The sequence below is a fragment of the Bradyrhizobium sp. NBAIM18 genome (assembly GCF_020193825.1).
Taxonomy (GTDB): Bacteria; Pseudomonadota; Alphaproteobacteria; order Rhizobiales; family Xanthobacteraceae; genus Bradyrhizobium; species Bradyrhizobium yuanmingense.
Map to the genome: position 1 here is coordinate 161733 of NZ_JADYVO010000006.1, position 23468 is coordinate 185200.

The following is a 23468-nucleotide window of genomic DNA, read 5'->3' on the forward strand; positions in this document are numbered from 1 at the left end:
CCACCCTCTCCCGCAAGGGGAGAGGGTGAAGCAGCGGTCGCTTTGTTAATTTCAGAACGGCTCGCTTCCCAGCCCCGGCACATCGGCCGGCCGCGGGCCCGGCGCCGCCCAGTGAAACCGGCGATCCTTCTCCGCAATGGCGATGTCGTTGATCGAGGCCTCGCGCCGCTTCATCAGGCCGTGCTCGTCGAACTCCCATTGCTCGTTGCCGTAGGAGCGGTACCACTGGCCGCTTGCATCGTGCCATTCGTACTGGAAGCGCACCGCGATGCGGCTGCCGTCGAAGGCCCAGAGGTCCTTGATCAGGCGGTAATCCTGCTCCTTCTCCCATTTGCGGGTGAGGAAGGCGACGATGGCCTCGCGGCCCTGAAACACTTCCGAACGGTTGCGCCAGCGGCTGTCCTCGGTATAGGCGAGCGAGACCCGCACCGGATCGCGTGAATTCCAGGCGTCCTCGGCCATCCGGGCCTTTTGCGCGGCGGTCTCGCGGGTGAAGGGTGGAAGCGGCGGGCGCGACATGGTGGCCTCATCGGTTGATCGGGACCGCGAATGTATCGTCGCAATTGGCAGAGTCGATAGGCGATCCGCTATCGAGCGATCACGTAACCAGATCGGCCTTCATCAGTTGGCGGATCGATTTCGGAATCGGCTGGGCACGGCCGCCACTGATGAAGGCGACGCGGACCTCGGCTTTCACCAGCACGTCGTCGCCGCGCCGCACCTCCTGCGCCAGCATGATGGATGCCCCCTTCACCGCGACCGGCCAGGTCACGACGTCGAGCACGTCGTCCATTCGCGCGGGCTTCAAGAAGTCCAGATGCATCGAGCGCACCACGAAGGCGAAGCCCGCGCCGTCCGTCTCGGACTGCTCGAACAGCACCTGCTGCTCGGCGCCCATCAGCCTGAGATGATTGGTGCGTCCGCGCTCCATGTAGCGCAGGTAATTGGCATGATAGACGATGCCGGAAAAATCCGTGTCCTCGTAATAGACCCGGACCTGCATGTGGTGGCGGCCGTCGCGGATCTCGCCGTCGAGATGAGCTGTCACGTCGCGAGCCTCTTCGCTGGTCGGTAACCGGCACGTTTTGCGCAAAAACAGCCGGACGCGCAAGCGTGTTAGGACACAACCAGACCCGATCTTCCCAGCGTCACCTCAACGATCTCGGGCGGCACGCCGAAGCGGAGCGGCATGATGCTGCAACCGAGGCCGCCGGAGACGATGAGATCGCATTTCAGGCGGAAATGGCCATAAGCGAGCCGCAGGCCGTTCTTGGGCGCGACGGCCGGCGACCAGCCGAGCAGGCGGACCTGGCCGCCATGGGTATGGCCGGACAATTGCAGCGCGACGCGCGCGGGCACGAGCGGAGCGACATTGGGCTCGTGCGCGAGCAGAATGACCGGCGCATCATCGGTGATCTTGGCCAGCGTGGCGTTGAGATCGTCGGCACCGAAGTGCGCCATGCTCCGGAAGCGCCGCGCCGGCAGGAAGGCCAGTTGATCGCCGAGGCCGGCAAGCCAGAACGGACGGCCGTCCTTGGTAAGACGCACAGCATCGTTCTCGTAGACGGGAATGCCGGCCGTCTCCAGCGCCCGATGTGCGATGGTCGTCCCGTGCCCGGCCCGCTGCACGGTTCTGTCATCCCAATAGTCGTGGTTGCCCATAACGGCATGAACGCCGAGGGGCGCCTTCAGGCGCGCCAGCACCCTTGCCCATTCGCTCGACGGAATGAAGCGCGTGACGTGGTGAAGGCCGGCGACATAGTCGCCGAGCAGCACGATGAGATCGGCCTTGAGCGCGTTGGTCCGGTCGACGATGCCCTCGATGCGCTCCAGCGACATCCAGGGATCGCAGGCATGGATGTCAGCGATGGCGGCAATCTTCAGCGGAAAATCCGCCGGCCACTGCCGCGGCATCGGATGATAGCGCGTGACGCGAAGGCGCAGCACCGGCTCGACACCGACGCCGTAGGCTGCGGTCGAGACGCCGAGGGCGGACAGACCGCCGATGGAACGGATGAGATGACGGCGCGTGATCATGGAAGCCCGATGATGATGCGGCGCCTTGATGATATCCGATTGGAGCGGAATTGGGGTGCGTTCGTGCAGATCGTCTGCACGAGGTTAACGGAAATTCATCAAGCCGGAACGGCGCGAGGTTCGGCAGATCACTCGTCGCTGTCATCCGTGCCGAACAGGCCGAACTGCGCCGCCGCATCGCGCGAGGGCTCGGCGAGACCGAGATGGCGGAAGGCGTGCGAGGTCAGCAGGCGGCCGCGCGGCGTGCGCTGCAGATAGCCGCACTGGATCAGATAGGGCTCGATGATGTCCTCGATGGCGTCGCGCGGCTCCGACAAGGCCGCAGCCATGGTCTCGACGCCGACCGGTCCGCCGCCATAGTTGAGCGCGATGGTCGAGAGATAGCGCCGATCCATCGCGTCCAGCCCTGCGGCATCGACCTCGAGCGCGCTCAGCGCATGGTCGGCAATCTTACGGTCGATCTTGTCGGCATCGGCCGCCGAGGCGAAATCGCGCACGCGGCGGAGCAGGCGGCCGGCGATGCGCGGCGTGCCGCGGGCGCGGCGCGCGATCTCGTTGGCGCCATCGGCGCTCATGCCGACGTTGAGCACGCGCGCGCCGCGGCTGACGATGCTCTCCAACTCCTCGATCGTGTAGAAGTTGAGCCGGACCGGAATGCCAAAGCGGTCGCGCAAGGGATTGGTGAGAAGGCCGGCGCGCGTGGTGGCGCCGACCAGCGTGAATTTCGACAGCTCGATCTTGACCGAGCGCGCCGCCGGGCCCTCGCCGATGATGAGGTCGAGCTGAAAGTCCTCCATCGCGGGATAGAGCACCTCTTCCACCGCGGGGCTGAGGCGATGGATCTCGTCGATGAAGAGCACGTCGCGCTCTTCGAGATTGGTCAAGAGGGCCGCAAGATCGCCGGCCTTGGCGATCACGGGACCCGAGGTGGCGCGGAAGCCGACGCCGAGCTCCTTGGCGACGATCTGCGCCAGTGTGGTCTTGCCGAGCCCCGGGGGACCTACGAACAGCACGTGGTCCAGCGCCTCGCCGCGCTTGCGCGCCGCTTCGATGAAGATCGAGAGATTCTTGCGCGCCTGCTGCTGGCCGACGAAGTCGGACAGCGATTGCGGCCGCAGCGCGGTGTCGCCGACATCATCGCTGCGGCGCTCGGGCGAGACCATGCGGCTGGCCTTCGGATCGCTCACTCAGCGAACTCCATCGGATCGTAGGGTGGGCAAAGGCGCACTTCGCGCCGTGCCCACCATGTCGCTGCTCGCTTTGTAGATGGTGGGCACGCTTCGCTTTGCCCACCCTACGAGACTGACCATTGACGCACTCACTTCGCGAGTTCCTTCAGCCCGAGCCGGATCAGCTGTGCCGTCTCGGCGCCCTCACCCGCGCTACGCGAGGCCGATGCAATCGCCGCGGCGGCCTGCGGCTGGCCGTAGCCGAGATTGACCAGCGCGGAGATCGCATCAGCGACGGGCCGCGGCGCGCGCTGGTCGTCGACGGCGCCGGCAAGATGCACAACAGCGGGATCGACATTGGCGAAGGCCGGCGCCTTGTCCTTCAATTCGGTGACGATGCGCTCGGCGACCTTGGGGCCGACACCGGGCGTGCGCGCCACCGCGGCCTTGTCGCGCAGCGCGATGGCATTGGCAAGATCGGCCGGCGACAGCGTGCCGAGCACGGCCAGCGCGACCTTGGCGCCGACGCCCTGCACGGTCTGGAGCAGGCGAAACCATTCGCGCTCCTGATCGGTGCGGAAGCCGAACAGCTTGATCTGGTCCTCGCGGACATAGGTCTCGATCGACAGCACAGCGGCCTCACCCGGCGAGGGCAGATGCTGCAAGGTGCGCGAGGAGCAATGTACCTGATAGCCGACGCCGCCGACGTCGAGGATGACGAAATCCTCGCCGTAGGAATCGATCAAGCCCTTAAGCTTGCCGATCATATCCCCACCACCTTCAGCCTGAGAGCGGTGCTCTGGCGGTGATGGGCGTGGGTGATGGCGATGGCGAGCGCGTCGGCTGCGTCCGCGGACGGCGGCTCGGCCTTCGGCAGCAGAATTTTCAGCATCATCGCGATCTGTTGCTTGTCGGCGTGGCCGGCGCCGACCACCGTCTTCTTGACCTGGTTCGGCGCGTATTCTGCGACAGAGATGCCGAACATTGCGGGCGCCAGCATGGCGACGCCGCGGGCCTGGCCAAGCTTCAGCGTTGCAACGCCGTCCTTGTTGACGAAGGTCTGCTCCACCGCGGCTTCCAGCGGCTGGTGATTGGACAAGACGGAAGCGAGCCCTTCATGGATCGCGAGCAGCCGGCTCGCCAGCGGTAGATCGTCCGGCGGTTCCACAGAGCCGCAGGCCACGTAGATCAGGCGGTTGCCCTCGGCCTCGATCACGCCCCAGCCGGTGCGGCGCAGGCCGGGGTCGATGCCGATGATGCGAACGGGGCCACGAATCGGGAGCGCAGTCATGGGCCAGTGATAGCGGCTGGCCGCGGGATGCGAAACAGAAACAGAACGGAAGTAACAGGGGAATGGGTCCCGGCCCAGCGCCGCAGCGTTTCACGCTGCAGCGCGTCCGGGACACGAGAGCGGCCTATCCGCCCATCTTCGCAACAAGCGCGTCCGACACCTCGAAATTGGCGTAGACCTGCTGGACGTCATCGTGCTCGTTGAGCAGGTCCATCAGCTTGAGCAGCTTCTCGCCGGTCTCGTCGTCGACCGTCACCGTGTTTTGCGGCTTCCAGATCAGCGCGGCCTTGCGCGGCTCGCCGAACTTGGCTTCCAGCGCCTTGGCGACGTCGCGATAGCTTTCGGTCGAGGCGTAGATCTCGTGGCCGCTCTCGCCCGACACCACGTCGTCGGCGCCGGCCTCGATCGCCGCATCCAGCACGGCGTCATCGGAGGCGACGCTGCGGTCGTATTCGATGATGCCGGTGCGGTCGAACATGAAGGAAACCGAGCCGGTTTCGCCGAGATTGCCGCCGGACTTGGTGAAGAAGGAACGGATGTCGGACGCGGCGCGGTTGCGGTTGTCCGTCAGCGCCTCGACGATGACGGCGACGCCGCCGGGGCCGTAGCCCTCGTAGCGGATCTCGTCATAATTCTCGCCGTCGCTTCCGAGCGCCTTCTTGATGGCGCGCTCGATATTGTCCTTCGGCATGTTCTCCTGCCGCGCGGCGATCACGGCGGCGCGCAGGCGCGGGTTCATGGCGGGGTCGGGGGTGCCCAGCTTGGCGGCGACGGTGATTTCCCGCGCCAGCTTGCCGAACAGTTTCGACTTCTGGGCATCCTGCCGCCCCTTGCGGTGCATGATGTTCTTGAATTGGGAATGTCCGGCCATGCGTGGTCTCTTGAGAAATCGTCAGCCAAAGATGAGCGTGGGAAGCGCGGCCTTATAGGCCGCCAACCCACCGGAATGAAAGGGGGCTCCCCCGATCCGGAGGTAGCGACGTAGTGCCCTGCCTCAATGTCGGGCACCGTTAACCCTGATTTCATTCCGGTTTGCGAAAATAGCAACCGACCGTCCCCCGACAAGAGAGAGCTGATGGCGTTCGGATTATTTCGGAAGCGTCTGCCGGACACGGCCGCGCCTGCGGCAGCCCCGGAGGCTGCGCAGCCGGCGGCCCCTGCCGCACCCGCCCCGGCCGCCGAAAGTGATTCGGCCCGGGAAATCCTGGAATTGCTGGAACTCGAGCTCGGCGCCATGATCCGCCAGCTCGAGCGCGCCGCCAATTCGGTGGCCGGCGGCGCCGAGGCGACCGCGGCGACCCTCGCCGCCATTCGCGACCGCACCGACGCCCTGACCGGCCGGACCAACGCGGCGCAATCCACCGCCTCCACCTTCGCCCATGCCGCCGACAAGTTCACCCAGTCCGCGCAAGGGATCGGCGCGCAGGTCCGGGAAGCCGGCAAGCTCGCCGACGAGGCCAGCGCCGCCGCGCAGGAAGCCCGCGCCAATGTCGACCGCCTGCGCGAATCCTCCGCCGCCATCGGCAACGTCGTCAATTTGATCGCGCAGATCGCGCGGCAGACCACGCTGCTCGCGCTCAACTCGACGATCGAGGCCGCGCGCGCGGGCGCAGCCGGAAAAGGCTTTGCCGTCGTCGCCACCGAGGTCAAGGCGCTCGCGGTGCAGACCCAGAGTGCGACCGAGGAGATCACGAAGAAGATCGACGCATTGCAGCGCGACGCCGCCGGCTCGGCGGACGCCGTGCACCGCATCTCGCAGGCGATCGAGGCGATCCGTCCGGTGTTCGACACCGTCAACGGCGCGGTCGCCGAGCAGAATGCCACGACCAGCGAAGTCTCCGGCAATGCCGCCAGCGCCTCGGAGTTCATCATCTCGGTCGGCGAGAGCGCGGCCGAGATCGACGCGGCGACCAAGGCGGCCGAGACCCATGGCGAGAGCGTCGCCAGCGCCGGCAAGGCCGTCACCACCTTCGCCCAGAAGCTGAAATCGCGCTGCGCGGTGCTGCTGCGCCAGAGCGAGCACGACGACCGCCGCAAGACCGAGCGGCTGCCCTGCCACCTCAAATTCGAGACCGCACGCGGCGTGATGCCGGTTTATGAAATTGCGATGGAGGGCGTGCTGATCGGCGGCGCGGACGCAAGCCGGCTCGCAACGCAAGCGACGATCGAAGGCAGCTTAGAGGACATCGGCGCCTGCCGCCTGCGCGTGGTCGAGCAATCCAAGGCCGGCGCCCGCGCGCAATTCGTCGGCTCCACCGCCGCTCTCAACGAGAAGATCGAGGACAAGCTCTGGTCGATCCATGAGGAGAACACCGAGTTCGTCACCCGCGCCATGGAGGCGGGCAATGCGCTGACGCAGATATTCGAGCAGGCGGTTGCGCGCGGCGAGGTCAAGCTCGACGACCTCTTCGACACGGACTACTTGGAAATCGCCGGCACCAATCCGCAGCAATACCGCACCAAATATCTCGACTGGGCCGATCGCGCCCTGCCGCCGTTCCAGGAAGCCTTTCTGGCGCGGGAGTCGCGGATGGCGTTCTGCGCCATGGTCGACCGCAACGGCTTTTTGCCGGTGCACAACAAGATCTATTCGCATCCGCAGCGGCCGGCAGACGTCGCCTGGAACACGGCCAACAGCCGCAACCGGCGCATCTTCAACGATCCGGCGGGGTTAGCTGCCGCGCGCAACCTGCGATCGTACCTGGTCCAGAGCTATGCGCGCGACATGGGTAACGGGAACACGGTGATGATGCGGGAGATCGACGTCCCGATCCGCGTGCAGGGCCGGCACTGGGGCGGCTTCCGCACCGCCTACAAGCTGTAGCGCCCCCACGCGTGCACGCACCTGCACGCACCTGCACTCCTGGGCAAGACGCCCGGCGCGAATCATCCTCTAAGGTCGGACCTGGAATCGGAATGCCGCCAAGGAGCCGATCAACGGCTACGACTGGAGAGAGCCCGTACATGTCCTCTGCACAACTTGCCGTATTGGACACTGCCTCCAACCGGACGCTCGCCGAACGCCTGATCGACCAGCTCGCCGACCGCATCGGCGGTCTCGGCGTCGAGCTCGCCGACATCGCCGGCAACGTCCAGGACGTCGCCAACCGCGTCGCGAGCCAATCGGAACGATTCCACCACCTCCAGAAGACGGCCGAGACGATGGTCTCGGCCAATCACGACATCGCCAACGCTTCGCAGGCCGTGCAGACGACCACGTCCGCCGCGGTCGGCGAGATCGCGCAGTCGCGTAGCGCCGTCGATACCGCGGTCAGCCATATCTCCGAGCTCGTCGCCGCCGTGGAGCGGATCGAGGCGCGCCTGTCCGCCGTGGGCTCGGCGCTGGCGCAGGTCGCCAAAGTGTCCGGCTCGATCGAGGCGATCGCCAAGCAGACCAATCTGCTCGCGCTGAACGCCACCATCGAAGCCGCGCGCGCCGGCAATGCCGGCCGCGGCTTCGCGGTGGTCGCGAGCGAAGTGAAGAACCTCGCGGAGGCCACGCGCCAGGCCACGCATGAGATCTCCGACACGGTGCGCGATCTCGACGGCCAGATCGAAGGCCTGATCGGCGAGAGCAGCGACGCCTCGCAGCGCGCCAAGACCGCCGGCGAAGGCGCGCAAGCGATCTCCGGCATCATCTCGCGGGTCCAGCAGGGCTTCGCCTCGGTCGAAGCCGAGATCGACGGCGTCGCGCGCGCGGCGACCTCCAACCTCGGCCACTGCGACACCGTGATCAGCGAGCTCAACGAGCTCGCCAAGGGCGTCGACCTCTCCTCGCGCGACCTCCGAAGCGCCGACGAGCGGGTGGCAAAGCTGCTCGACGCCTCCGAAGGCCTGATCGCGCTGATCGCCGACAGCGGCGTGGAGACGTCGGACGCGCCGCTGATCCGTATCGTCGTCGACACCGCGAAGCGGATCTCGGCCGAGTTCGAAGCTGCGATCGACCGCGGCGAGATCACGCTCGACCAGCTCATGGACGAGACCTACCGCGAGATATCAGGCACCGATCCGAAGCAGTACCTGACCAACTACGTCGAGTTCACCGACCGCGTGCTGCCCGCGATCCAGGACCCGATCCAGAACTCCGATCCGCGCATCGTGTTCTGCGTCGCCTGGGCGCGGGGCGGCTACCTTCCGACCCACAATCCGAACTACCGCCTGCCGCAGGGTAAGGACCCGGTCTGGAACAACGCCAATTGCCGCAACCGCCGCCTGTTCACCGACCGCGCGGTGAAGAAGGTCGCGGCCAACACAAAACCCTTCCTGCTGCAAACCTATCGCCGCGACATGGGCGGCGGGCAGTTCGTGCTGATGAAGGACCTGTCCTCGCCGATCATGATCCGCGGCAAGCACTGGGGCGCCTTCCGGATGGGCTTTCGCCAGGGCTGACGGGGCGCTCCGGCATCTTCAAAACAAAAGCTCGAAAACAACCCCATGCACAGTAGCCGGGGCGTGTGGAATCAATGGCTTGCGCCGGCAGGCCGTGGCGCGCGTTGACTCGTCGGGCAAAACAGGGGTAGAATGCTATTATTCCGAAATTGTGGGCGGTTCTCACCGCCGCCTGCCGAGCACCAAAAGCCGCCTGCACTGGTGCGGCGGCCGACGTTGCCGTAGACATGCCGCCGCGCATTCGGGGCGCGAACCCGAACACAACAAGCTGGTTTTTCGATGGCCTGTCCACCCGCCCAAATCGGCGCGCCGTTTTCCGAGATCGATACACCGGCGCTGATCATCGACCTCGACGCCTTCGAGCGCAATCTCGACACGATGGCGGCGGCGGCGAGCAAGCTCGGCGTTCGCTTGCGGCCGCATGCGAAGACCCACAAGTCGCCGATCATCGCGGCCAAGCAGATCGCGCGCGGCGCGGTCGGCATGTGCTGCCAGAAGGTCGCCGAGGCCGAGGTCCTGGTCGCGGGCGGGGTGAGCGACGTGCTCGTCAGCAACGAGGTGGTGGGCCCGCGGAAGCTGGAACGGCTCGCAGGCCTCGCGCGCCACGCACGCATCAGCGTTTGCGTGGACGATGCGATCATGGTCGAGCAACTGTCGCACGCCGCGGAGCGGGCAGGATCGCAAATCGAAGTCCTGGTCGAAATCGACGTCGGCGCCGGTCGTTGCGGCGTCAGGCCTGGGCCGGCGGCGGCCACCCTGGCGCGGCAGGTGACGGCGTCGCGCTTCCTGTCGTTCGGCGGCCTGCAGGCCTATCACGGCTCCGCCCAGCATCTGCGCACGCCGGAGGAGCGGCGCGCCGCCATCGCCGGTGCCGCGAACGCGACCGCAGAGACACTGCGCGTCCTCAAGGACGCGGGCTTTCAGTGCCGGACGATTGGAGGTGCGGGAACCGGCACATTCGAGCTCGAAGGCGCGAGCGGCATCTGGAACGAATTGCAGGCCGGCTCCTATATTTTCATGGACGCCGACTACGCCAAGAACCTCGCCGACGGGGCACGCAACGCCAGCCCGTTCGAGCATGCGCTGTTCGTGCTCGCGACCGTGATGAGCACCGCCTCCGGCGAACGCGCGGTCATTGATGCCGGCCACAAGGCCCTCTCGAACGACAGCGGATTTCCGGTCGTGCTCGGCCGGCCCGACCTGCGCTATCATCGGCCCTCTGACGAGCATGGCTTGCTCGATTTCGACAGCGCTTCGTCGCGATTGGCGATCGGCGACAAGGTGACGCTGATCCCCGGCCATTGCGACCCGACCGTCAATCTCTACGACTGGTATGTCGGCGTGCGCGGCTTCAGCACGCCGGATGCCCGCGTGGAGGCACTTTGGCCAGTCGCGGCGCGGGGCGCGGTCACCTGAGATTGACGCGTGATTGCGCGCGACGATCTCCGCCGTCGCCACGGACAAGCGAAGCGCAGATCCGAGACCCATACGCCACAGCATCGGTTTGGCGAAGACGCGGAGCGACAAGCTTTGCGAAGCAACTACGCGCTTGGCGTTATGGGTTCTGGCCCCTGGTTCGCAATTGCGGGCCAAGGCGTACACTCATAATTCGGGACTGCCCGTTTCCAAGGGACGAGCAGACGTGGCTTGCCCGGCTGGGAACGTCTGCAAATGACCCCAACCCGGACATTATGCAGCGAATGACAAACTCGACTATCGAGGCCTGCATTGCTCGCGGAATTGCCCGGGCGTCAGGCCTGCAACCCTGCGGAATGCACGGGCAAAATGGGCGGGATCTGCGTAGCCCGAAGCAAACGCAATCTCGATGATCTTGGAATCCGTATCTCGCAAAAGTCTTCTGGCATTTTCAAACCTCACGGTATCCAACAGCCGCGAATATGTCATCCCGGCGCGAGATAGCTTGCGTTGAAGGCTGCGTGCGCTGACCCCCGCCATCTCCGCCACTTCCGCCAGCGCCGGAGGCCGCTCGTCAATGTAGGATGGAAGCATCAGCTTAAGTGCGTGGATGAAGTCAAAGTTCGAATGTTCGACAAGATCGCTCTTCGGATGTGAAGGAGCTTGATCCAATCTGTTAGGAAGGCCCAGCAATGAAACAGGTACGTCGATCCACGAAGCTTCTTGACCAGACAGGAATTGAGACATCGGCCAGAAAGACCGACATGCCGGACCCGGCGTGTACCGCGCCTCAAAGGCGATAGTTGCCGGAGCCCAGTCCGGTCCGGCGAATTGCCGGACGATGTAAATCGGGAAAACGTTCTGAAGCCATTGTGAATGCTCGAGATGCTGAAGTCCGGCAGTGCCGGCTAGCTTGCTGCAATAGCGAACATGGTCGCCGTGGCGCTCGACCCAGTTGCTCAAGTTTGAATCTTCGAGCGAAGCTAGTCTACAGGCCTGGTGCAGCGCGACGAGCAAAGTCGGAGAATGACTGATTAGATACCTGGTCTTCTCACTAAGGTGCCCGAAATTGAGCGACTTAGCAGCGTGGAATCCAAAATCTTCAATACCTTGCGACCGGCTGGCAAACTCCGCAAATTCGATAGCAGGCAAAATCGGGACGTAATGATCGGCTTTTTCCTCCAGAGAAGCGGGCAGCAGATACTTTTCCAGTAAAGAAGCGGTTGGCGCGCCGAGATTATCCAGAATGTCAGCGAAGGGACTGAGGTGCTGACAACGCGTCAAATGAATCTTTGGCATTGGTGCGTCTCGATCACTTGATTCAGCGCACGAGCGGCGTCGCAGGACGACAACTCCCTAAACAGGGAGCGCCGACGCCTGTCACACGCTTAGATTATCAGGACTGCAAGGCTCTTTGCGTGCTTTTTGTCGCCTGGCTATGCCTCCAGAGGATCGCAGTCTCAGCTCATTCCATTCGACGAACATTTTGGCGCCCAATGGCCAGATGCGCCTCTCAGCTTCCCTTATCCTATGAATCGATTTTCCGCTGTAGGAGCATAGGCTTCAGGCCTGACGTCAAACGATGAGAGCCGTCCGCTTGCCTTCATCCACGGCGGTCCGCACCGTCATCGTTGCATCGCTGCGGCACGGTGACGCAACCCTCGATAGCACAGCGCATGCGCTCAGAATTAGCGGGCGCACATTGCAGCGTCATCTCGAACGCATGGGCACAAGCCACAGCAAGATCCTCGACGAAGTCCGATTGGAGATTGCGTGCCGCCTGCTGGCCGATACGAGTAAGCGCTTGTCGGATATTGCAGAATTTCTCGGATACACGAACGCCAGCAGCTTCAGCCGCGCTTTCGTGCGTTTGATGAAAATTCAACCCATCGTTTATCGGCGGCAGCAACGCGGCCGCAAGCATGATCGGTCGCTCGTCCGCCGACGTTCTCATCCCACCAACCCGTTGAATGATTCCTGACGATTGGCGCGAAATGGCAAGACGCGCCGCGTGATTTGGCGCGAAATACAGAGATGCCGCCGCCACTAGCGACGCTCTTGTCGCTTCCGAATTTGCTCACGTGCTGTTCGAGAAAAATGACTAGCCTGCAAAGGAGAGGACCATCATGACAATCCGCGTTGCCTTGATCGCGGTCTGCGCCGCTGGCTTAGTGGCAATTCCGCACAAGCTTCTTGCTCAATCTCCGGCCGAACCCAAGCCGCACATTCCGCTCGAGAAATCGATTGGTCAGGCCAAGCCGGAAGTGGTCCCATCGCTGTTTGTCCTCAACTCGCGCGGGGTGAGCCTGAAGGAGGGTAAGCTGGTGCTGAGTGCGATTTCTCCGAATGCGATCGTGTTTGCCGACCGACCGGTTCGTGCCGCCGGGCATGATCTGACCTCCCGGATTATCGAGGACTGGGGCAATGGCAGCGACAACTTCGCTAAAGACCCGCCCAACGCCACGGTGTCAGGATTCAAGAAAGATGGATCGTCGGTGTTGGATGCCGTCGTCGTGTTGAAATCCCCCAAGCTTGAGGGTGATAAGCTGACTTTCGACGTCGATCTCCTCGAAGGTGATCTCGCCGGGGCGGACGGGCCGGCATCTGTCTTTATCGATATCATTGGCCGTCCGTTGACGCCGTTGTCTTTCGCCGGCGTCGCTCGCCGCACCGCCTGGCGCGGAGCGTTCTACCGCGGCGCTGCCGTGGCAGGAGCCGCTGCTGTGGCCGGGGCTGCGGCGTATCCCTATTACTCACCGCGCTGCGGCTACTACCCCTATCCGCCCTGCTATTGAGCCGTTCGCCCGAGTGGCTCCGTTACAAGGGCGTGAACTGCGAATCCACGTGACTGGTTTTCTATAGGAAGGAGATTAGCGATGAACATCACCCGTCGATCCCTTGCATTTGGCGGAATGGGGCTGCTCGCGGGAGCCGCCGCCACACGACCGGCTCTTGCCCAGGATTCATTTTTCGGAGTGGGACAAGGCCTGGAGGATTTCTGGCTGGCCAGCGACGCCTACATCTTTGGCTACCCGCTGGTGACGATGGAGATGACCCGGCGGATCATCACGAATGTCGCCGAGCCCGTCGGCACGCGCGGTCCGATGGGACACATCATCAAGCTGCGCCAGTATCCCGATGCCTCCTTCAGGGATGTGACGGCACCGAATGCCGACACCTTGTACACGACATCCTTCTTCGACGTCGGAAAGGAGCCGTGGATACTCAGCATTCCGGACATGAAGGGCCGCTATTTCCTGATGCCGATGCTGGACGGCTGGACCACCGTGTTTCACGTGCCGGGCAAGCGCACCACCGGCACGGGGGCGCAGGCCTACGCGATCACGGGGCCGGGTTGGAAGGGCACGCTGCCGGCGGGTGTCAAGGAGTACAAGTCTGCCACCAATATCGTGTGGCTGCTCGGGCGCATCTATTGCACCGGCACCCCGGACGATTACGCTGCGGTGCACAAGTTGCAAGACGAATGCAAGCTCGTTCCGCTCAGTGCTTATGGCAAAGCTTACACGCCCGCCCCCGGGAAGGTGGATCCAACGATCGATATGAAGACGGCGGTCCGCGAGCAGGTCAATCGCATGGACGCGGTGTCGTATTTCAAGCTGCTTTGCGAACTCATGAAGACTAATCCGCCCTACGCCGCGGACGCGCCTCAACTTGCGAAGTTTGCCCGCATCGGCATCGTCCCAGGGCAGGATTTTGATGAGAGTAAGCTGAAGGCAGACTTTCTGAGACGCCTGCCGGAGGTGTCGTTCGACCGCATCATGCTTCAGTTCAAAATCAACAAGGCCATCAAAGACGAGAATGGGTTCGCGTTCACGACCAAGACCGGCATTTACGGCACCGACTATTTGATGCGGGCTTTGGTAACCGCGATCGGGCTTGGTGCCAACCGGCCGCAGGATGCCGTCTATCCGACTTCGCAAAAAGACGCCGATGGTCACAAGTACAGCGGCGCGAACAAGTACGTGATGCGATTTCCGAAAGGTCACTTGCCTCCAGCGGAGGGATTCTGGTCGCTTACGATGTACGACAGCAACTATTTCTTCGTGAAGAACCCGCTCAACAGGTACTCCGTCAGCGCTCGAGAAGATTTGAAGGAGAATCCGGACGGATCAACTGATCTGTATATCCAGAAGGACTCTCCCGGCAAAGAGAAGGAGTCGAACTGGCTACCTGCGCCTGAAGGAGATTTCATCCTCATGTTGCGTATGTACTGGCCTCAGGAGACGGACCCCTCGATCATCAACGGCACATGGACGGTCCCGGCCGCCAGAAAAGTCGGAGCCTAGCGCTAGCAATCATGCCGGCGCGCAGGCGCCGGCATGATTGCTAGGCCGCTCACAGATGCCCCACAGCACGCTGTACTCGCTTTGAGGTTTCTGGGGCGAATGACACGGTATTCGCAATGCAGGAGGCCATGATGTCGGCACTTGATCTCGGAAAAGGAAAACAGCGCGTTGGACGGAGCGCGACAAAGCCGTCTCTCTCTTCTGCGTTCAGGAATGCAGCCATTGCCTCGGCAGTCGTGACGCTGTCGGTGCCTGCTGCCACCGCTTACGCCGACGAAGGTGGCGTTTCCTACTGGCTCCCTGGCCGCTTCAGCAGCCTTGCCGCCACCCCTCAAGCCCCCGGCTGGTCAATGGCAGCGGTCTACTACCACACCAGCGTAAGTGCATTCGGCACCGCGGCTGCCGCAAGGGAAATTCACGTCGGCAGAATTCCCGCAACAGTAAACGTTGATCTGAACTTGCAACTTAATGGGCGGGGAGATCTCGTCCTGCTCAATCCTACATACACATTCGCAACCCCCGTGCTGGGCGGGCAACTGGCCATCGGAGTGACAGGACTGTTCGGACGATCGAGAGCTGATCTCGCAGGAACGCTCACCGCAACTGTCGGCCCCCTGGCCGTGACGCGCACGGGCAGCTTCGGCGACTCGATCACGTCAGTCGGGGATCTCTACCCGCAGGCGACGCTCAAGTGGAATGCAGGCGTCCATAACTTTATGACCTACGTAACTGGAGATGTTCCCGTCGGCGCTTACAGTTCGTCCCGTCTCGCCAATCTAGGCATCGGGCATGGCGCCATCGACGGCGGCGCCGGCTACACCTACTTCAATCCGCAAACAGGCCGCGAGTTTTCGGTGGTGGCGGGCCTCACCTACAATTTCAAGAACCTGGATACGCAATACCAGAACGGCATCGACCTTCACGTTGACTGGGGAGTCTCGCAGTTTCTGTCGAAGCAAACTTTGGTCGGACTCGTGGGTTATGCCTATCAGCAGATAACTGATGACTTCGGCCAGCATCCCGCTCTAGGTGGCTTTCGGTCCCGAGTCTTCGCAGTAGGTCCGCAGATTGGCTTTCTATTTCCGGTAGGCGATATGCAGGGGTATTTGAATCTGAAGGGATATGGCGAGTTCGCTGCGGAGAATCGGCCGTCCGGCTGGAACACTTGGCTGACGTTCTCAATGTCGCCGATAGCGCCGACTAGAACTGTCGCATCAACCCGGCGGATCACAAAATAGCAGCGTGGCCGCTTAGCCGATCTCGCCGACAAACCATAGGCCCGACATCTCATGTGAACATATCGAACTGAGCTTCCGGGGACGACACCGGGTGATCTGGCTTCGCGCTTCAGCTCAACCAGAACTTCGGCGTCGCCGGCTCCAGCCTTCCGCCCATGCGCACCGGCGCGATCTTCAGCGCGAGCCCCGTCGCGTCATCCGTCTCCACCGCAACGCCGCTGAGCGTTGCGGCGCCCGCCGCCGGCTCGAACCGGCTCGATGGAATCCCCGACGTGAACCGGCGCAGCGGCTCTTCCTTCTGCATGCCGATGATGGAATCGTAATCGCCGGTCATGCCGGCGTCGGTCATGTAGGCGGTGCCGCCTGACAGGATCTGGTGATCGGCGGTCGGCACATGCGTGTGCGTGCCGACGACGAGGCTGGCGCGGCCGTCGCAGAAGAAGCCGATGCCCTGCTTCTCGCTTGAGGCCTCGCAATGGAAGTCGACGACGATGGCGTCGGCGGCGACACCGAGCGGACAGGCGCCTAGCTCGCGCTCGAGCGCGGCGAAGGGATCGTCGAACGGGGTCATGAAGACGCGGCCGAGCGCGTTGACGACGAGGGCGTGCTTGCCGTTCTTGGCTTCCACCAAGGCGGCGCCGCGGCCGGGCGTGCCGCGCGGATAGTTGGCGGGACGCACCAGGCGGTCGGCGCGCTCGATGAAGACGAGGGCCTCGCGCTGGTCCCAGGAATGATTGCCGAGCGTCACCGCATCGGCGCCGGCCTCGAGAAACTCCTGGTAGATCGCTTCCGTGATGCCGAAGCCGCCGGCTGAATTCTCGCCGTTGACGACGACGAGATCGATCGACCAGTCCTTGACCATGCCGGGCAGATATTCGGAAACGGCCTCGCGCCCGCTACGGCCGACGACGTCACCCACGAAGAGAATGCGCAACTTCAGAACTCCGGAAATCGAACACGTCCGATTCCGTTAGCACATAATCCAGCGCCACGTCGTGGGATAGTGCCGGAACCGCCTCGATCTCCTGCACGGCAAACGCAAGGCCGATGCCGACGATGTGCTTGGCTTTGCGCAAATGCGCAAAGGTGAAATCGTAATGCCCGGCGCCATAGCCGATGCGATGGCCGAGGCGGTCGAAGGCGGCGAGCGGCGTCAGCATGATGTCGGGGATCACCTCAGCGGCGGCCGGCGACGGCTCGGGAATGCCGAGCGGGCCGAGCATCAGGCGGTCGTTCGGATGGAAGAGGCGGAAGATCAGCGACTGGCCGCGCGCGGTGACGCAAGGCAGCGCGAGCCTGGCGCCCCCTTCCGCGAGCTTTGCGAGCAGCGGCATCGGATCGATCTCGCTGCGGATCGGCGAATAGCCGGAGACGATGCTGCCGGGCAGCAGCTTGAACGGCAGCCCGCGCTTGGCGAGCTTTGCGGCGGCCGCGATGCGCTTCTTCTCGCTCAGCGCATCGCGCTTGGCGAGGGCTTTGGCACGGAGCTCGGCTTTGGAGTTGGGCATGCGCTTTGGTCCCCACGTCATCACCCGCCTTGTGCGCCCTTGCGCACTGGGGCGGGTGGTCCAGTATTCCAGAGGCGGTGGTGATTCACACAAGGGCCGCGGCGTACTGGATTCCCCGCCCCGTGCGCAATTGCGCACTCGGGGGGAATGACACCTGTTGAATTGGCCGCAGTCGTTTCAACAAGCACAAACCAAGCAAACGAAAGTGCGAAGCCGCGAACGCCGTTGAAGCACTCGATCCCGGAGTTCCCTACGAAAGTAGGTGGGCACCATATGTCCGAGCCCACGGGCCCGGTCAGGGACAGTTCCCTAAAGGATCGATAAGGCCCCGGGGATATATGGCTCCTGACGCACGTCGCAGCCTCGCGGAGGCAATGTAACAACTGTACTGACGAATCGCCAGTGCGACGAGAGTGCGGCTTCCGCCGCGCGCTTTCTTTTACCTTCCCCTGGAGGGTCCCTCCAGGGAGGGTAAGCCGCGTGGCACTATCGAGCTTCAGCCGATCGCGATGCCGTTGCCGACGGTGCGGTTCAGGACCTGGGTCGACTTCTCGATGCGCTCGGCGGCGGCGTTCAGCGCGTTGACCACCGCGGTCTGCGTCATCCTGGCGCGCTCGACGGCGGCATTGCGGAAATCCCTGAGCTCGGTCAATTCCTGCTCCAGGGTGCGGACGCGGTTGGTGGTGTCGATCAGCTCATCGCAGACGGTGAGCGCAGCCATGACGGTGAGGCGCGCATCGCCGATCTCGCCGAATTTTCCGCGCAGCGACTGGATGCGCGTCTCCAGCGTCTCGGCGAGCTTGAGCAGCCGCACCTCCTGGCCCTCCTCGCAGGCCATGCGATATTGCCGGCCGTTGATGGTGACGTTGATGTGGCTCATCCGTCCTCTCCGGTATCGAGCACCGAGCGTATCGTCACGATCGCGGAATCCAGCCGGTCAGAAATCTCGCGATTGGTGCGCTCGAGCTTGCGTGCCTTCACCAGCGCGCCGTCGAGCTCGTCGGCAAGACGCGAGCGATCCGCGCCGAGCGCCTGGATGCGCGCCGCAAGCTCGTTCTCGTCGCGATCGGCATCGCGACGCCGCTCCACCGCACTTTCGAGCGCATCGAGCGCCGCCATGAGTCTGCGGGTCGCAATCTCGATCTCGACGGCGGACGACTCCGTCATGGCGGAACTGTTGGATACGCGATCGTTCATGCAGTCAGCGGCGGAACCTGGCGGCCTTTGCCCAGTGGCCTTTCCCTGGAGCTTGCCGTCCGGCAAAAGACTCGGTTCGGCAAGCGGTTAGAAGCAGAAATTTACAAAGCAAGCTAGCCAAGCGCAACGCCGCCGCAAAACTATGCACTGTTCAATCGGGACGACGTGTCGCTGCGTCGCTTCCGCCCGGCGCGATCCCGGCGGAAAACCGATGTCCACACAGGCAACTTTTGCGGCCAAACCGGCGTTCGATTGCCTTGGACTCCCGGAACCGAGGTGCTATCCCAGCGCCAACCTTCAGTGGCCGCCAGGCTTCTCCCCGCGCGGGCAACCATCGCCAAGCGCTTCATTTCAGACGGATTTCAGACATGACGCAGGTCGATCACACCCGTATGGCCAACGCGATCCGCGGCCTTTCGATGGACGCTGTCGAGAAGGCGAAATCGGGCCATCCCGGCCTGCCGATGGGCGCCGCCGACATCGCCACCGTGCTGTTCACGCAGTTCCTGAAATTCGATGCCACTGCGCCCGCCTGGCCGGACCGCGACCGCTTCGTGCTCTCGGCCGGCCACGGCTCGATGCTGCTCTATTCGCTGCTGTATTTGACCGGCAATGCCGAGATGACGCTGGACCAGATCAAGCAGTTCCGCCAGGTCGACTCGCTGACCCCCGGCCACCCCGAGAACTTCCGCACCAATGGCATCGAGACCACCACCGGCCCGCTCGGCCAGGGCATCTCGACTGCGGTCGGCATGGCGCTGGCCGAAAAGATGCTCGCCGCCGAATTCGGCAAGAAGATCGTCGACCACCACACCTATGTGCTCGCCTCCGACGGCGACCTGATGGAAGGCGTGTCGCAGGAAGCGATCGCGATGGCCGGCCACTGGAAGCTCAACAAGCTGATCGTGCTCTACGACGACAACGGCATCTCGATCGACGGCCCGACCTCGATCTCCGATTCCGTCGACCAGGTGAAGCGCTTCAAGTCGGCGGGCTGGGCCGCCGAAAAGATCGACGGCCACGATCAGGCCGCGATCGCCGACGCGATCACGCGCGCGAAGAAATCCAGCAAGCCGACGCTGATCGCCTGCCGCACCACGATCGGCTTCGGCGCGCCGCACAAGCAAGGCACCTCGAAGGTGCACGGCGAGGCGCTCGGCGCCGACGAGCTCAAGGCTGCCAAGGAAAATCTCGGCATTTCGCTCGAGCCGTTCGCGGTCGCCGACGACGTGCTGAAGGCATGGCGCGCCGCCGGCAGCCGAGGCGCCGCGGCACGCCAGGAATGGGAAACGCGGCTCGGTGAGCTCGGCAGCCGCAAGCGCGCCGAGTTCGAGCGCCGCCTGCGTCATGAGCGTCCGGCTTCGCTCGCCAAGGCCGTGCGCGCGTACAAGAAGGAGCTGCTGGAAAAGCCGATGATTGCGGCGACCCGCAAATCCTCTGAAGCCGTAATCGAAGTGATCGCCGGCGCCATGCCGATGGAATTCCTGGCAGGCTCGGCCGACCTCACCGGCTCCAACAACAACAAGGCGAAGTCGGCGACCGCCTTCTCAGCCAAGACGCCGAAGGGACGCTTCATCCATTACGGCATCCGCGAGCACGGCATGGCCGCCGCGATGAACGGCATTTTCCTGCATGGCGGTTTCGCACCGAACGGCGCGACCTTCCTCGTCTTCACCGATTATGCGCGTCCGGCGATGCGCCTTGCCGCGCTGATGGGCGCCGGCGTCGTCTACGTCATGACTCATGACTCGATTGGCCTCGGCGAAGACGGCCCGACCCATCAGCCGGTCGAGCATCTCGCAGCGCTCCGCGCCATTCCCAACATGCGCGTGTTCCGTCCCTGCGATGCCATCGAGGTCGCTGAGTGCTGGGAGCTCGCGCTCAACCGCGTCGATGGCCCGACCGTGCTGGCACTGACGCGGCAGAACCTGCCGCAGCTGCGGACCACCGCACCGAACGACAATCCCTGCGCGGCTGGTGCCTACGAGTTGGTCGCCGCCCAGGGCGAAGCCAAGGCGACGCTGTTCGCCTCGGGCTCGGAGGTCGAGATCGCGGTCGCGGCCCAGAAACAATTGGCGGAACGCGGCGTCGCTTCGCGCGTTGTCTCCGTTCCCTCGCTGGAGCTGTTGTTAGCGCAACCAGAGGCCAAGCGCGCCGCCATCATCGGCAACGCGCCGGTGAAGATCGCGATCGAGGCCGCCGTGCGCTGGGGCTGGGACGCCGTGATCGGCCAGGATGGCGAATTCATTGGCATGCATTCGTTCGGCGAAAGCGGCCCTGCCAAGGAGCTTTACAAGCATTTCGGCATTACCGCCGAGGCCGCGGTTAACGCTGTGCTGAAGCGCGTTTCCTGAGAGTTGAGCTTGCCGCAAAAAAGGACTACCTAATCTCCCATATGATCAAGCACCGCCCGGCCGAACCGGGCGCCCGCCCCTAAAAAACCTCGCAGGCGCGCTATCCGCGCGTTGTGCGGGATGACAACGGTCATTGAAGGAGACGAAACATGGCAGTCCGCGTCGGAATTAACGGTTTTGGCCGCATCGGCCGCAACATCCTGCGGGCTATCGCCGAGTCCGGCCGCAAGGACATCGAGGTCGTCGGCATCAACGACCTCGGCCCGGTCGAGACCAACGCCCATCTCCTCCGCTTCGACAGCGTCCATGGCCGCTTTCCCGGCACCGTCACCGTCGACGGCGACTCCATCAGCCTCGGCAACGGCAAGATCAAGGTGACCGCCGAGCGCGATCCCTCGAAGCTGCCCTGGAAGGATCTCGGCGTCGACATTGCGATGGAATGCACCGGCATCTTCACCTCGAAGGACAAGGCTAGCGCGCATCTGACCGCCGGCGCCAAGCGCGTGCTGGTCTCCGCGCCCGCCGACGGCGCCGACGCCACCATCGTCTACGGCGTCAACCACGACACGCTGACCAAGGATCACCTCGTCGTCTCCAACGGCAGCTGCACCACCAACTGCCTTGCGCCGGTTGCCAAGGTGCTGAACGATCTCGTCGGCATCGAGACCGGCTTCATGACCACGATCCACGCCTATACCGGCGACCAGCCGACGCTCGACACGATGCACAAGGATCTCTACCGCGGCCGCGCGGCGGCGATGTCGATGATCCCGACCTCGACGGGTGCTGCGAAGGCGATCGGCCTCGTGCTGCCCGAGCTGAAGGGCAAGCTCGACGGCGTCGCGATCCGCGTGCCGACCCCGAACGTCTCGGTCGTCGACCTCAAGATCGTCGCCAAGCGCGCCACCGACGCCAAGGAGATCAACGCGGCGATGAAGCGCGCCAGCGAGCAGCAGCTCAAGGGCATCCTCGGCTACACCAATGCGCCGAACGTCTCGATCGACTTCAACCACGACCCGCACTCCTCGACCTTCCACGAGGACCAGACCAAGGTGCAGAACGGCACGCTGGTGCGCGTGATGTCCTGGTACGACAACGAGTGGGGCTTCTCGAACCGCATGGCGGACACCGCCGCCGCGATGGCGAAGGTGATCTGAGGGAAGCCAAGGTGCTTCCTCACTGGATTGGCATCCCTGGCGTCATACTGTTGATCGCGTTGATCGCGTACGGATTTCGCCGGGGCCTCGCAGTGAAGTCTCCGAAAGACGGTGGAGGGAGCGGCGACCACGGCCATTCGCCTCCCCCCGATTCCGACACTCCGACGCACGGATGATGAACGATGCCCGCTAAATTCCGCACCCTCGACGACGTCGACGTGAAGGGCAAGCGCGTGCTGCTGCGCGTCGACCTCAACGTGCCCATGGAAAGCGGGCGCGTCACCGACGCCACCCGGCTCGAGCGCGTTGCACCGACCATCACCGAGCTCGCCGACAAGGGCGGCAAGGTCATCCTGCTCGCGCATTTCGGCCGCCCGAAGGGACGCGATGCCAAGGACTCGCTCAAGCCCGTCGCGGAGGCGCTGGCGAAGGTGGTGAAGAAGCCCGTCGCGTTTGCCGAGGATTGCATCGGCGAGCCCGCGGCCAAGGCGGTCGCCGGCCTGAAGGATGGCGACATCCTGTGCCTGGAAAACACCCGCTTCCACAAAGAGGAAGAAAAGAACGATCCCCCCTTCGTCGCGGAACTCGCGAAGCTCGGCGACATCTGGGTCAATGACGCGTTCTCGGCCGCGCACCGCGCCCACGCCTCGACCGAAGGCCTCGGCCACAAGCTGCCGGCCTATGCCGGCCGCACCATGCAGGCCGAGCTGGACGCGCTGGAGAAGGCGCTGGGCTCGCCGAGCAAGCCCGTCATCGCCATCATCGGCGGCGCCAAGGTCTCGACCAAGATCGACCTGCTGGAAAACCTCGTCACCAAGGTCGACGCGCTCGTGATCGGCGGCGGCATGGCCAACACCTTCCTGCACGCGCAGGGCGTTGCGGTCGGCAAGTCGCTGGCCGAGAAGGATCTCGCCGCCACCGCGCTGCGCATCATGGAGAAGGCGGAAGCCGCCAATTGCGCCATCATCCTCCCGGTCGATGCCACCGTTGCCTATCACTTCGCCGCCAACGCGCCGTCGCATGCCTATGGGCTCGATGCGATCCCGGCCGACGGCATGATCCTCGACGTCGGCCCGCAATCGATCGCGCGCGTCCATGCCGCGATCGACGATGCGGCGACGCTGGTCTGGAACGGCCCCCTGGGCGCATTCGAGATGCAGCCGTTCGACCGCGGCACGGTCGCGGCCGCCAAGCACGCCGCCGAGCGCACCAAGGCCAAGAAGCTGATCTCGATCGCGGGCGGCGGCGACACCGTCGCAGCGCTCAACCAGGCCCATGTGGCCGCTGACTTCACCTATGTGTCGACCGCCGGTGGCGCGTTCCTTGAATGGATGGAAGGCAAGCCCCTGCCCGGCGTTGAAGTTCTGCGTAGCAAGTAATCAAGCGGCCTTTGAGGCCCCAACGG

At 64.0% G+C, this 23468-nt stretch carries 22 protein-coding genes and 1 other RNA gene; 10 read left to right on the plus strand and 13 right to left on the minus strand.

Annotated elements, in window-relative coordinates:
• Nucleotides 1–51: 51 nt before the first annotated feature.
• The 7 genes from I6F17_RS15900 to I6F17_RS15930 all read right to left on the minus strand — a co-directional run bounded on the left by I6F17_RS15900 (nt 52) and on the right by I6F17_RS15930 (nt 5368).
• Nucleotides 52–519, minus strand: coding sequence for a nuclear transport factor 2 family protein (locus I6F17_RS15900; protein WP_036021747.1), 468 nt, complete (start codon nt 517–519; stop codon nt 52–54).
• Nucleotides 520–598: 79 nt separating this feature from the next.
• Nucleotides 599–1048, minus strand: coding sequence for a tol-pal system-associated acyl-CoA thioesterase (gene ybgC, locus I6F17_RS15905; protein WP_225127256.1), 450 nt, complete (start codon nt 1046–1048; stop codon nt 599–601).
• A gap of 68 nt (nt 1049–1116) precedes the next feature.
• Nucleotides 1117–2037: a metallophosphoesterase gene (locus I6F17_RS15910; RefSeq protein ID WP_225127254.1), complete on the minus strand. Its 921-nt coding sequence runs from the start codon at nt 2035–2037 to the stop codon at nt 1117–1119.
• 128 nt (nt 2038–2165) lie between these two features.
• Nucleotides 2166–3224 carry a Holliday junction branch migration DNA helicase RuvB gene (ruvB, locus tag I6F17_RS15915; RefSeq protein ID WP_225127252.1) on the minus strand — a complete coding sequence of 353 codons (1059 nt, stop codon included), beginning with the start codon at nt 3222–3224 and terminating at the stop codon, nt 2166–2168.
• Nucleotides 3225–3355: 131 nt separating this feature from the next.
• Nucleotides 3356–3973, minus strand: a complete 618-nt coding sequence (gene ruvA / locus I6F17_RS15920; protein WP_035998377.1) for a Holliday junction branch migration protein RuvA — start codon at nt 3971–3973, stop codon at nt 3356–3358.
• Nucleotides 3970–4497: a crossover junction endodeoxyribonuclease RuvC gene (ruvC, locus tag I6F17_RS15925; RefSeq protein ID WP_225126363.1), complete on the minus strand. Its 528-nt coding sequence runs from the start codon at nt 4495–4497 to the stop codon at nt 3970–3972. Before ruvC ends, ruvA begins: the two co-directional genes overlap by 4 nt.
• A gap of 124 nt (nt 4498–4621) precedes the next feature.
• Complete coding sequence (locus I6F17_RS15930; RefSeq protein ID WP_225127249.1) at nt 4622–5368, minus strand: YebC/PmpR family DNA-binding transcriptional regulator; 747 nt, start codon at nt 5366–5368, stop codon at nt 4622–4624.
• Nucleotides 5369–5572: 204 nt separating this feature from the next.
• Here I6F17_RS15930 and I6F17_RS15935 point away from each other — a divergent pair, with 204 nt between their 5' ends.
• The 3 genes from I6F17_RS15935 (at nt 5573) to I6F17_RS15945 (ending at nt 10302) form a co-directional block, all read left to right on the plus strand.
• Nucleotides 5573–7321: a methyl-accepting chemotaxis protein gene (locus tag I6F17_RS15935; RefSeq protein ID WP_225127247.1), complete on the plus strand. Its 1749-nt coding sequence runs from the start codon at nt 5573–5575 to the stop codon at nt 7319–7321.
• 140 nt (nt 7322–7461) lie between these two features.
• Entirely contained in the window at nt 7462–8886 is a 1425-nt protein-coding gene (locus tag I6F17_RS15940) for a methyl-accepting chemotaxis protein (RefSeq protein ID WP_225127244.1), read from the plus strand.
• Between the two features lie 279 nt (nt 8887–9165).
• On the plus strand, nt 9166–10302 hold the full coding sequence (locus I6F17_RS15945) for a DSD1 family PLP-dependent enzyme (protein WP_225127234.1): 1137 nt from the start codon (nt 9166–9168) through the stop codon (nt 10300–10302).
• A gap of 297 nt (nt 10303–10599) precedes the next feature.
• Here the strand turns inward: I6F17_RS15945 and I6F17_RS15950 are convergent, their stop codons facing one another.
• Nucleotides 10600–11601, minus strand: a complete 1002-nt coding sequence (locus tag I6F17_RS15950; RefSeq protein WP_081493701.1) for an AraC family transcriptional regulator — start codon at nt 11599–11601, stop codon at nt 10600–10602.
• Between the two features lie 298 nt (nt 11602–11899).
• Here I6F17_RS15950 and I6F17_RS15955 point away from each other — a divergent pair, with 298 nt between their 5' ends.
• The 4 genes from I6F17_RS15955 (at nt 11900) to I6F17_RS15970 (ending at nt 15847) form a co-directional block, all read left to right on the plus strand.
• Nucleotides 11900–12283 (plus strand): AraC family transcriptional regulator, encoded by a 384-nt coding sequence (locus I6F17_RS15955; protein WP_225127231.1) that lies wholly within the window; start codon nt 11900–11902, stop codon nt 12281–12283.
• Nucleotides 12284–12428: 145 nt separating this feature from the next.
• A complete protein-coding gene (locus I6F17_RS15960; RefSeq protein WP_225114066.1) occupies nt 12429–13097 on the plus strand; it encodes a hypothetical protein in 669 nt (222 codons plus the stop codon).
• Between the two features lie 81 nt (nt 13098–13178).
• Complete coding sequence (locus tag I6F17_RS15965; protein WP_225127229.1) at nt 13179–14609, plus strand: DUF1254 domain-containing protein; 1431 nt, start codon at nt 13179–13181, stop codon at nt 14607–14609.
• Nucleotides 14610–14737: 128 nt separating this feature from the next.
• Nucleotides 14738–15847 (plus strand): transporter, encoded by a 1110-nt coding sequence (locus I6F17_RS15970; protein WP_225127227.1) that lies wholly within the window; start codon nt 14738–14740, stop codon nt 15845–15847.
• A 109-nt stretch (nt 15848–15956) separates the two neighbouring features.
• On the opposite strand, the gene I6F17_RS15975 is transcribed toward I6F17_RS15970, so the two are convergent.
• From I6F17_RS15975 to I6F17_RS15995, 5 genes are all read right to left on the minus strand, one after another.
• Nucleotides 15957–16781: a TIGR00282 family metallophosphoesterase gene (locus tag I6F17_RS15975; protein WP_225127225.1), complete on the minus strand. Its 825-nt coding sequence runs from the start codon at nt 16779–16781 to the stop codon at nt 15957–15959.
• The gene (locus I6F17_RS15980) at nt 16759–17355 is read right to left on the minus strand and encodes a 5-formyltetrahydrofolate cyclo-ligase (protein ID WP_036037004.1); all 597 of its coding nucleotides are present in this window, start codon (nt 17353–17355) and stop codon (nt 16759–16761) included. Before I6F17_RS15980 ends, I6F17_RS15975 begins: the two co-directional genes overlap by 23 nt.
• A gap of 206 nt (nt 17356–17561) precedes the next feature.
• A non-coding RNA gene (gene ssrS, locus I6F17_RS15985) (6S RNA) lies at nt 17562–17722 on the minus strand.
• A gap of 129 nt (nt 17723–17851) precedes the next feature.
• Complete coding sequence (locus tag I6F17_RS15990) at nt 17852–18235, minus strand: cell division protein ZapA (RefSeq protein WP_035998340.1); 384 nt, start codon at nt 18233–18235, stop codon at nt 17852–17854.
• On the minus strand, nt 18232–18522 hold the full coding sequence (locus tag I6F17_RS15995) for a DUF4164 domain-containing protein (protein WP_011084341.1): 291 nt from the start codon (nt 18520–18522) through the stop codon (nt 18232–18234). The genes I6F17_RS15990 and I6F17_RS15995 overlap by 4 nt, the downstream gene beginning before the upstream one ends.
• Before the next feature lie 398 nt (nt 18523–18920).
• Here I6F17_RS15995 and tkt point away from each other — a divergent pair, with 398 nt between their 5' ends.
• The 3 genes from tkt to I6F17_RS16010 all read left to right on the plus strand — a co-directional run bounded on the left by tkt (nt 18921) and on the right by I6F17_RS16010 (nt 23442).
• Complete coding sequence (gene tkt / locus I6F17_RS16000; RefSeq protein WP_225127223.1) at nt 18921–20906, plus strand: transketolase; 1986 nt, start codon at nt 18921–18923, stop codon at nt 20904–20906.
• A gap of 149 nt (nt 20907–21055) precedes the next feature.
• Nucleotides 21056–22063: a type I glyceraldehyde-3-phosphate dehydrogenase gene (gene gap, locus I6F17_RS16005; RefSeq protein WP_035998321.1), complete on the plus strand. Its 1008-nt coding sequence runs from the start codon at nt 21056–21058 to the stop codon at nt 22061–22063.
• Nucleotides 22064–22245: 182 nt separating this feature from the next.
• Complete coding sequence (locus I6F17_RS16010; protein ID WP_225127220.1) at nt 22246–23442, plus strand: phosphoglycerate kinase; 1197 nt, start codon at nt 22246–22248, stop codon at nt 23440–23442.
• Nucleotides 23443–23468 lie beyond the last annotated feature (26 nt).

Coding starts and splice junctions, on each gene's coding strand:
- I6F17_RS15900 (WP_036021747.1), bottom strand. CDS start 519: ATGTCGCGCCCGCCGCTTCCACCCTTCACCCGCGAGACCGCCGCGCAA.
- I6F17_RS15910 (WP_225127254.1), bottom strand. CDS start 2,037: ATGATCACGCGCCGTCATCTCATCCGTTCCATCGGCGGTCTGTCCGCC.
- ruvA (WP_035998377.1), bottom strand. CDS start 3,973: ATGATCGGCAAGCTTAAGGGCTTGATCGATTCCTACGGCGAGGATTTC.
- ruvC (WP_225126363.1), bottom strand. CDS start 4,497: ATGACTGCGCTCCCGATTCGTGGCCCCGTTCGCATCATCGGCATCGAC.
- I6F17_RS15930 (WP_225127249.1), bottom strand. CDS start 5,368: ATGGCCGGACATTCCCAATTCAAGAACATCATGCACCGCAAGGGGCGG.
- I6F17_RS15935 (WP_225127247.1), top strand. CDS start 5,573: ATGGCGTTCGGATTATTTCGGAAGCGTCTGCCGGACACGGCCGCGCCT.
- I6F17_RS15940 (WP_225127244.1), top strand. CDS start 7,462: ATGTCCTCTGCACAACTTGCCGTATTGGACACTGCCTCCAACCGGACG.
- I6F17_RS15945 (WP_225127234.1), top strand. CDS start 9,166: ATGGCCTGTCCACCCGCCCAAATCGGCGCGCCGTTTTCCGAGATCGAT.
- I6F17_RS15950 (WP_081493701.1), bottom strand. CDS start 11,601: ATGCCAAAGATTCATTTGACGCGTTGTCAGCACCTCAGTCCCTTCGCT.
- I6F17_RS15960 (WP_225114066.1), top strand. CDS start 12,429: ATGACAATCCGCGTTGCCTTGATCGCGGTCTGCGCCGCTGGCTTAGTG.
- I6F17_RS15965 (WP_225127229.1), top strand. CDS start 13,179: ATGAACATCACCCGTCGATCCCTTGCATTTGGCGGAATGGGGCTGCTC.
- I6F17_RS15970 (WP_225127227.1), top strand. CDS start 14,738: ATGATGTCGGCACTTGATCTCGGAAAAGGAAAACAGCGCGTTGGACGG.
- I6F17_RS15980 (WP_036037004.1), bottom strand. CDS start 17,355: ATGCCCAACTCCAAAGCCGAGCTCCGTGCCAAAGCCCTCGCCAAGCGC.
- I6F17_RS15990 (WP_035998340.1), bottom strand. CDS start 18,235: ATGAGCCACATCAACGTCACCATCAACGGCCGGCAATATCGCATGGCC.
- I6F17_RS15995 (WP_011084341.1), bottom strand. CDS start 18,522: ATGACGGAGTCGTCCGCCGTCGAGATCGAGATTGCGACCCGCAGACTC.
- tkt (WP_225127223.1), top strand. CDS start 18,921: ATGACGCAGGTCGATCACACCCGTATGGCCAACGCGATCCGCGGCCTT.
- gap (WP_035998321.1), top strand. CDS start 21,056: ATGGCAGTCCGCGTCGGAATTAACGGTTTTGGCCGCATCGGCCGCAAC.
- I6F17_RS16010 (WP_225127220.1), top strand. CDS start 22,246: ATGCCCGCTAAATTCCGCACCCTCGACGACGTCGACGTGAAGGGCAAG.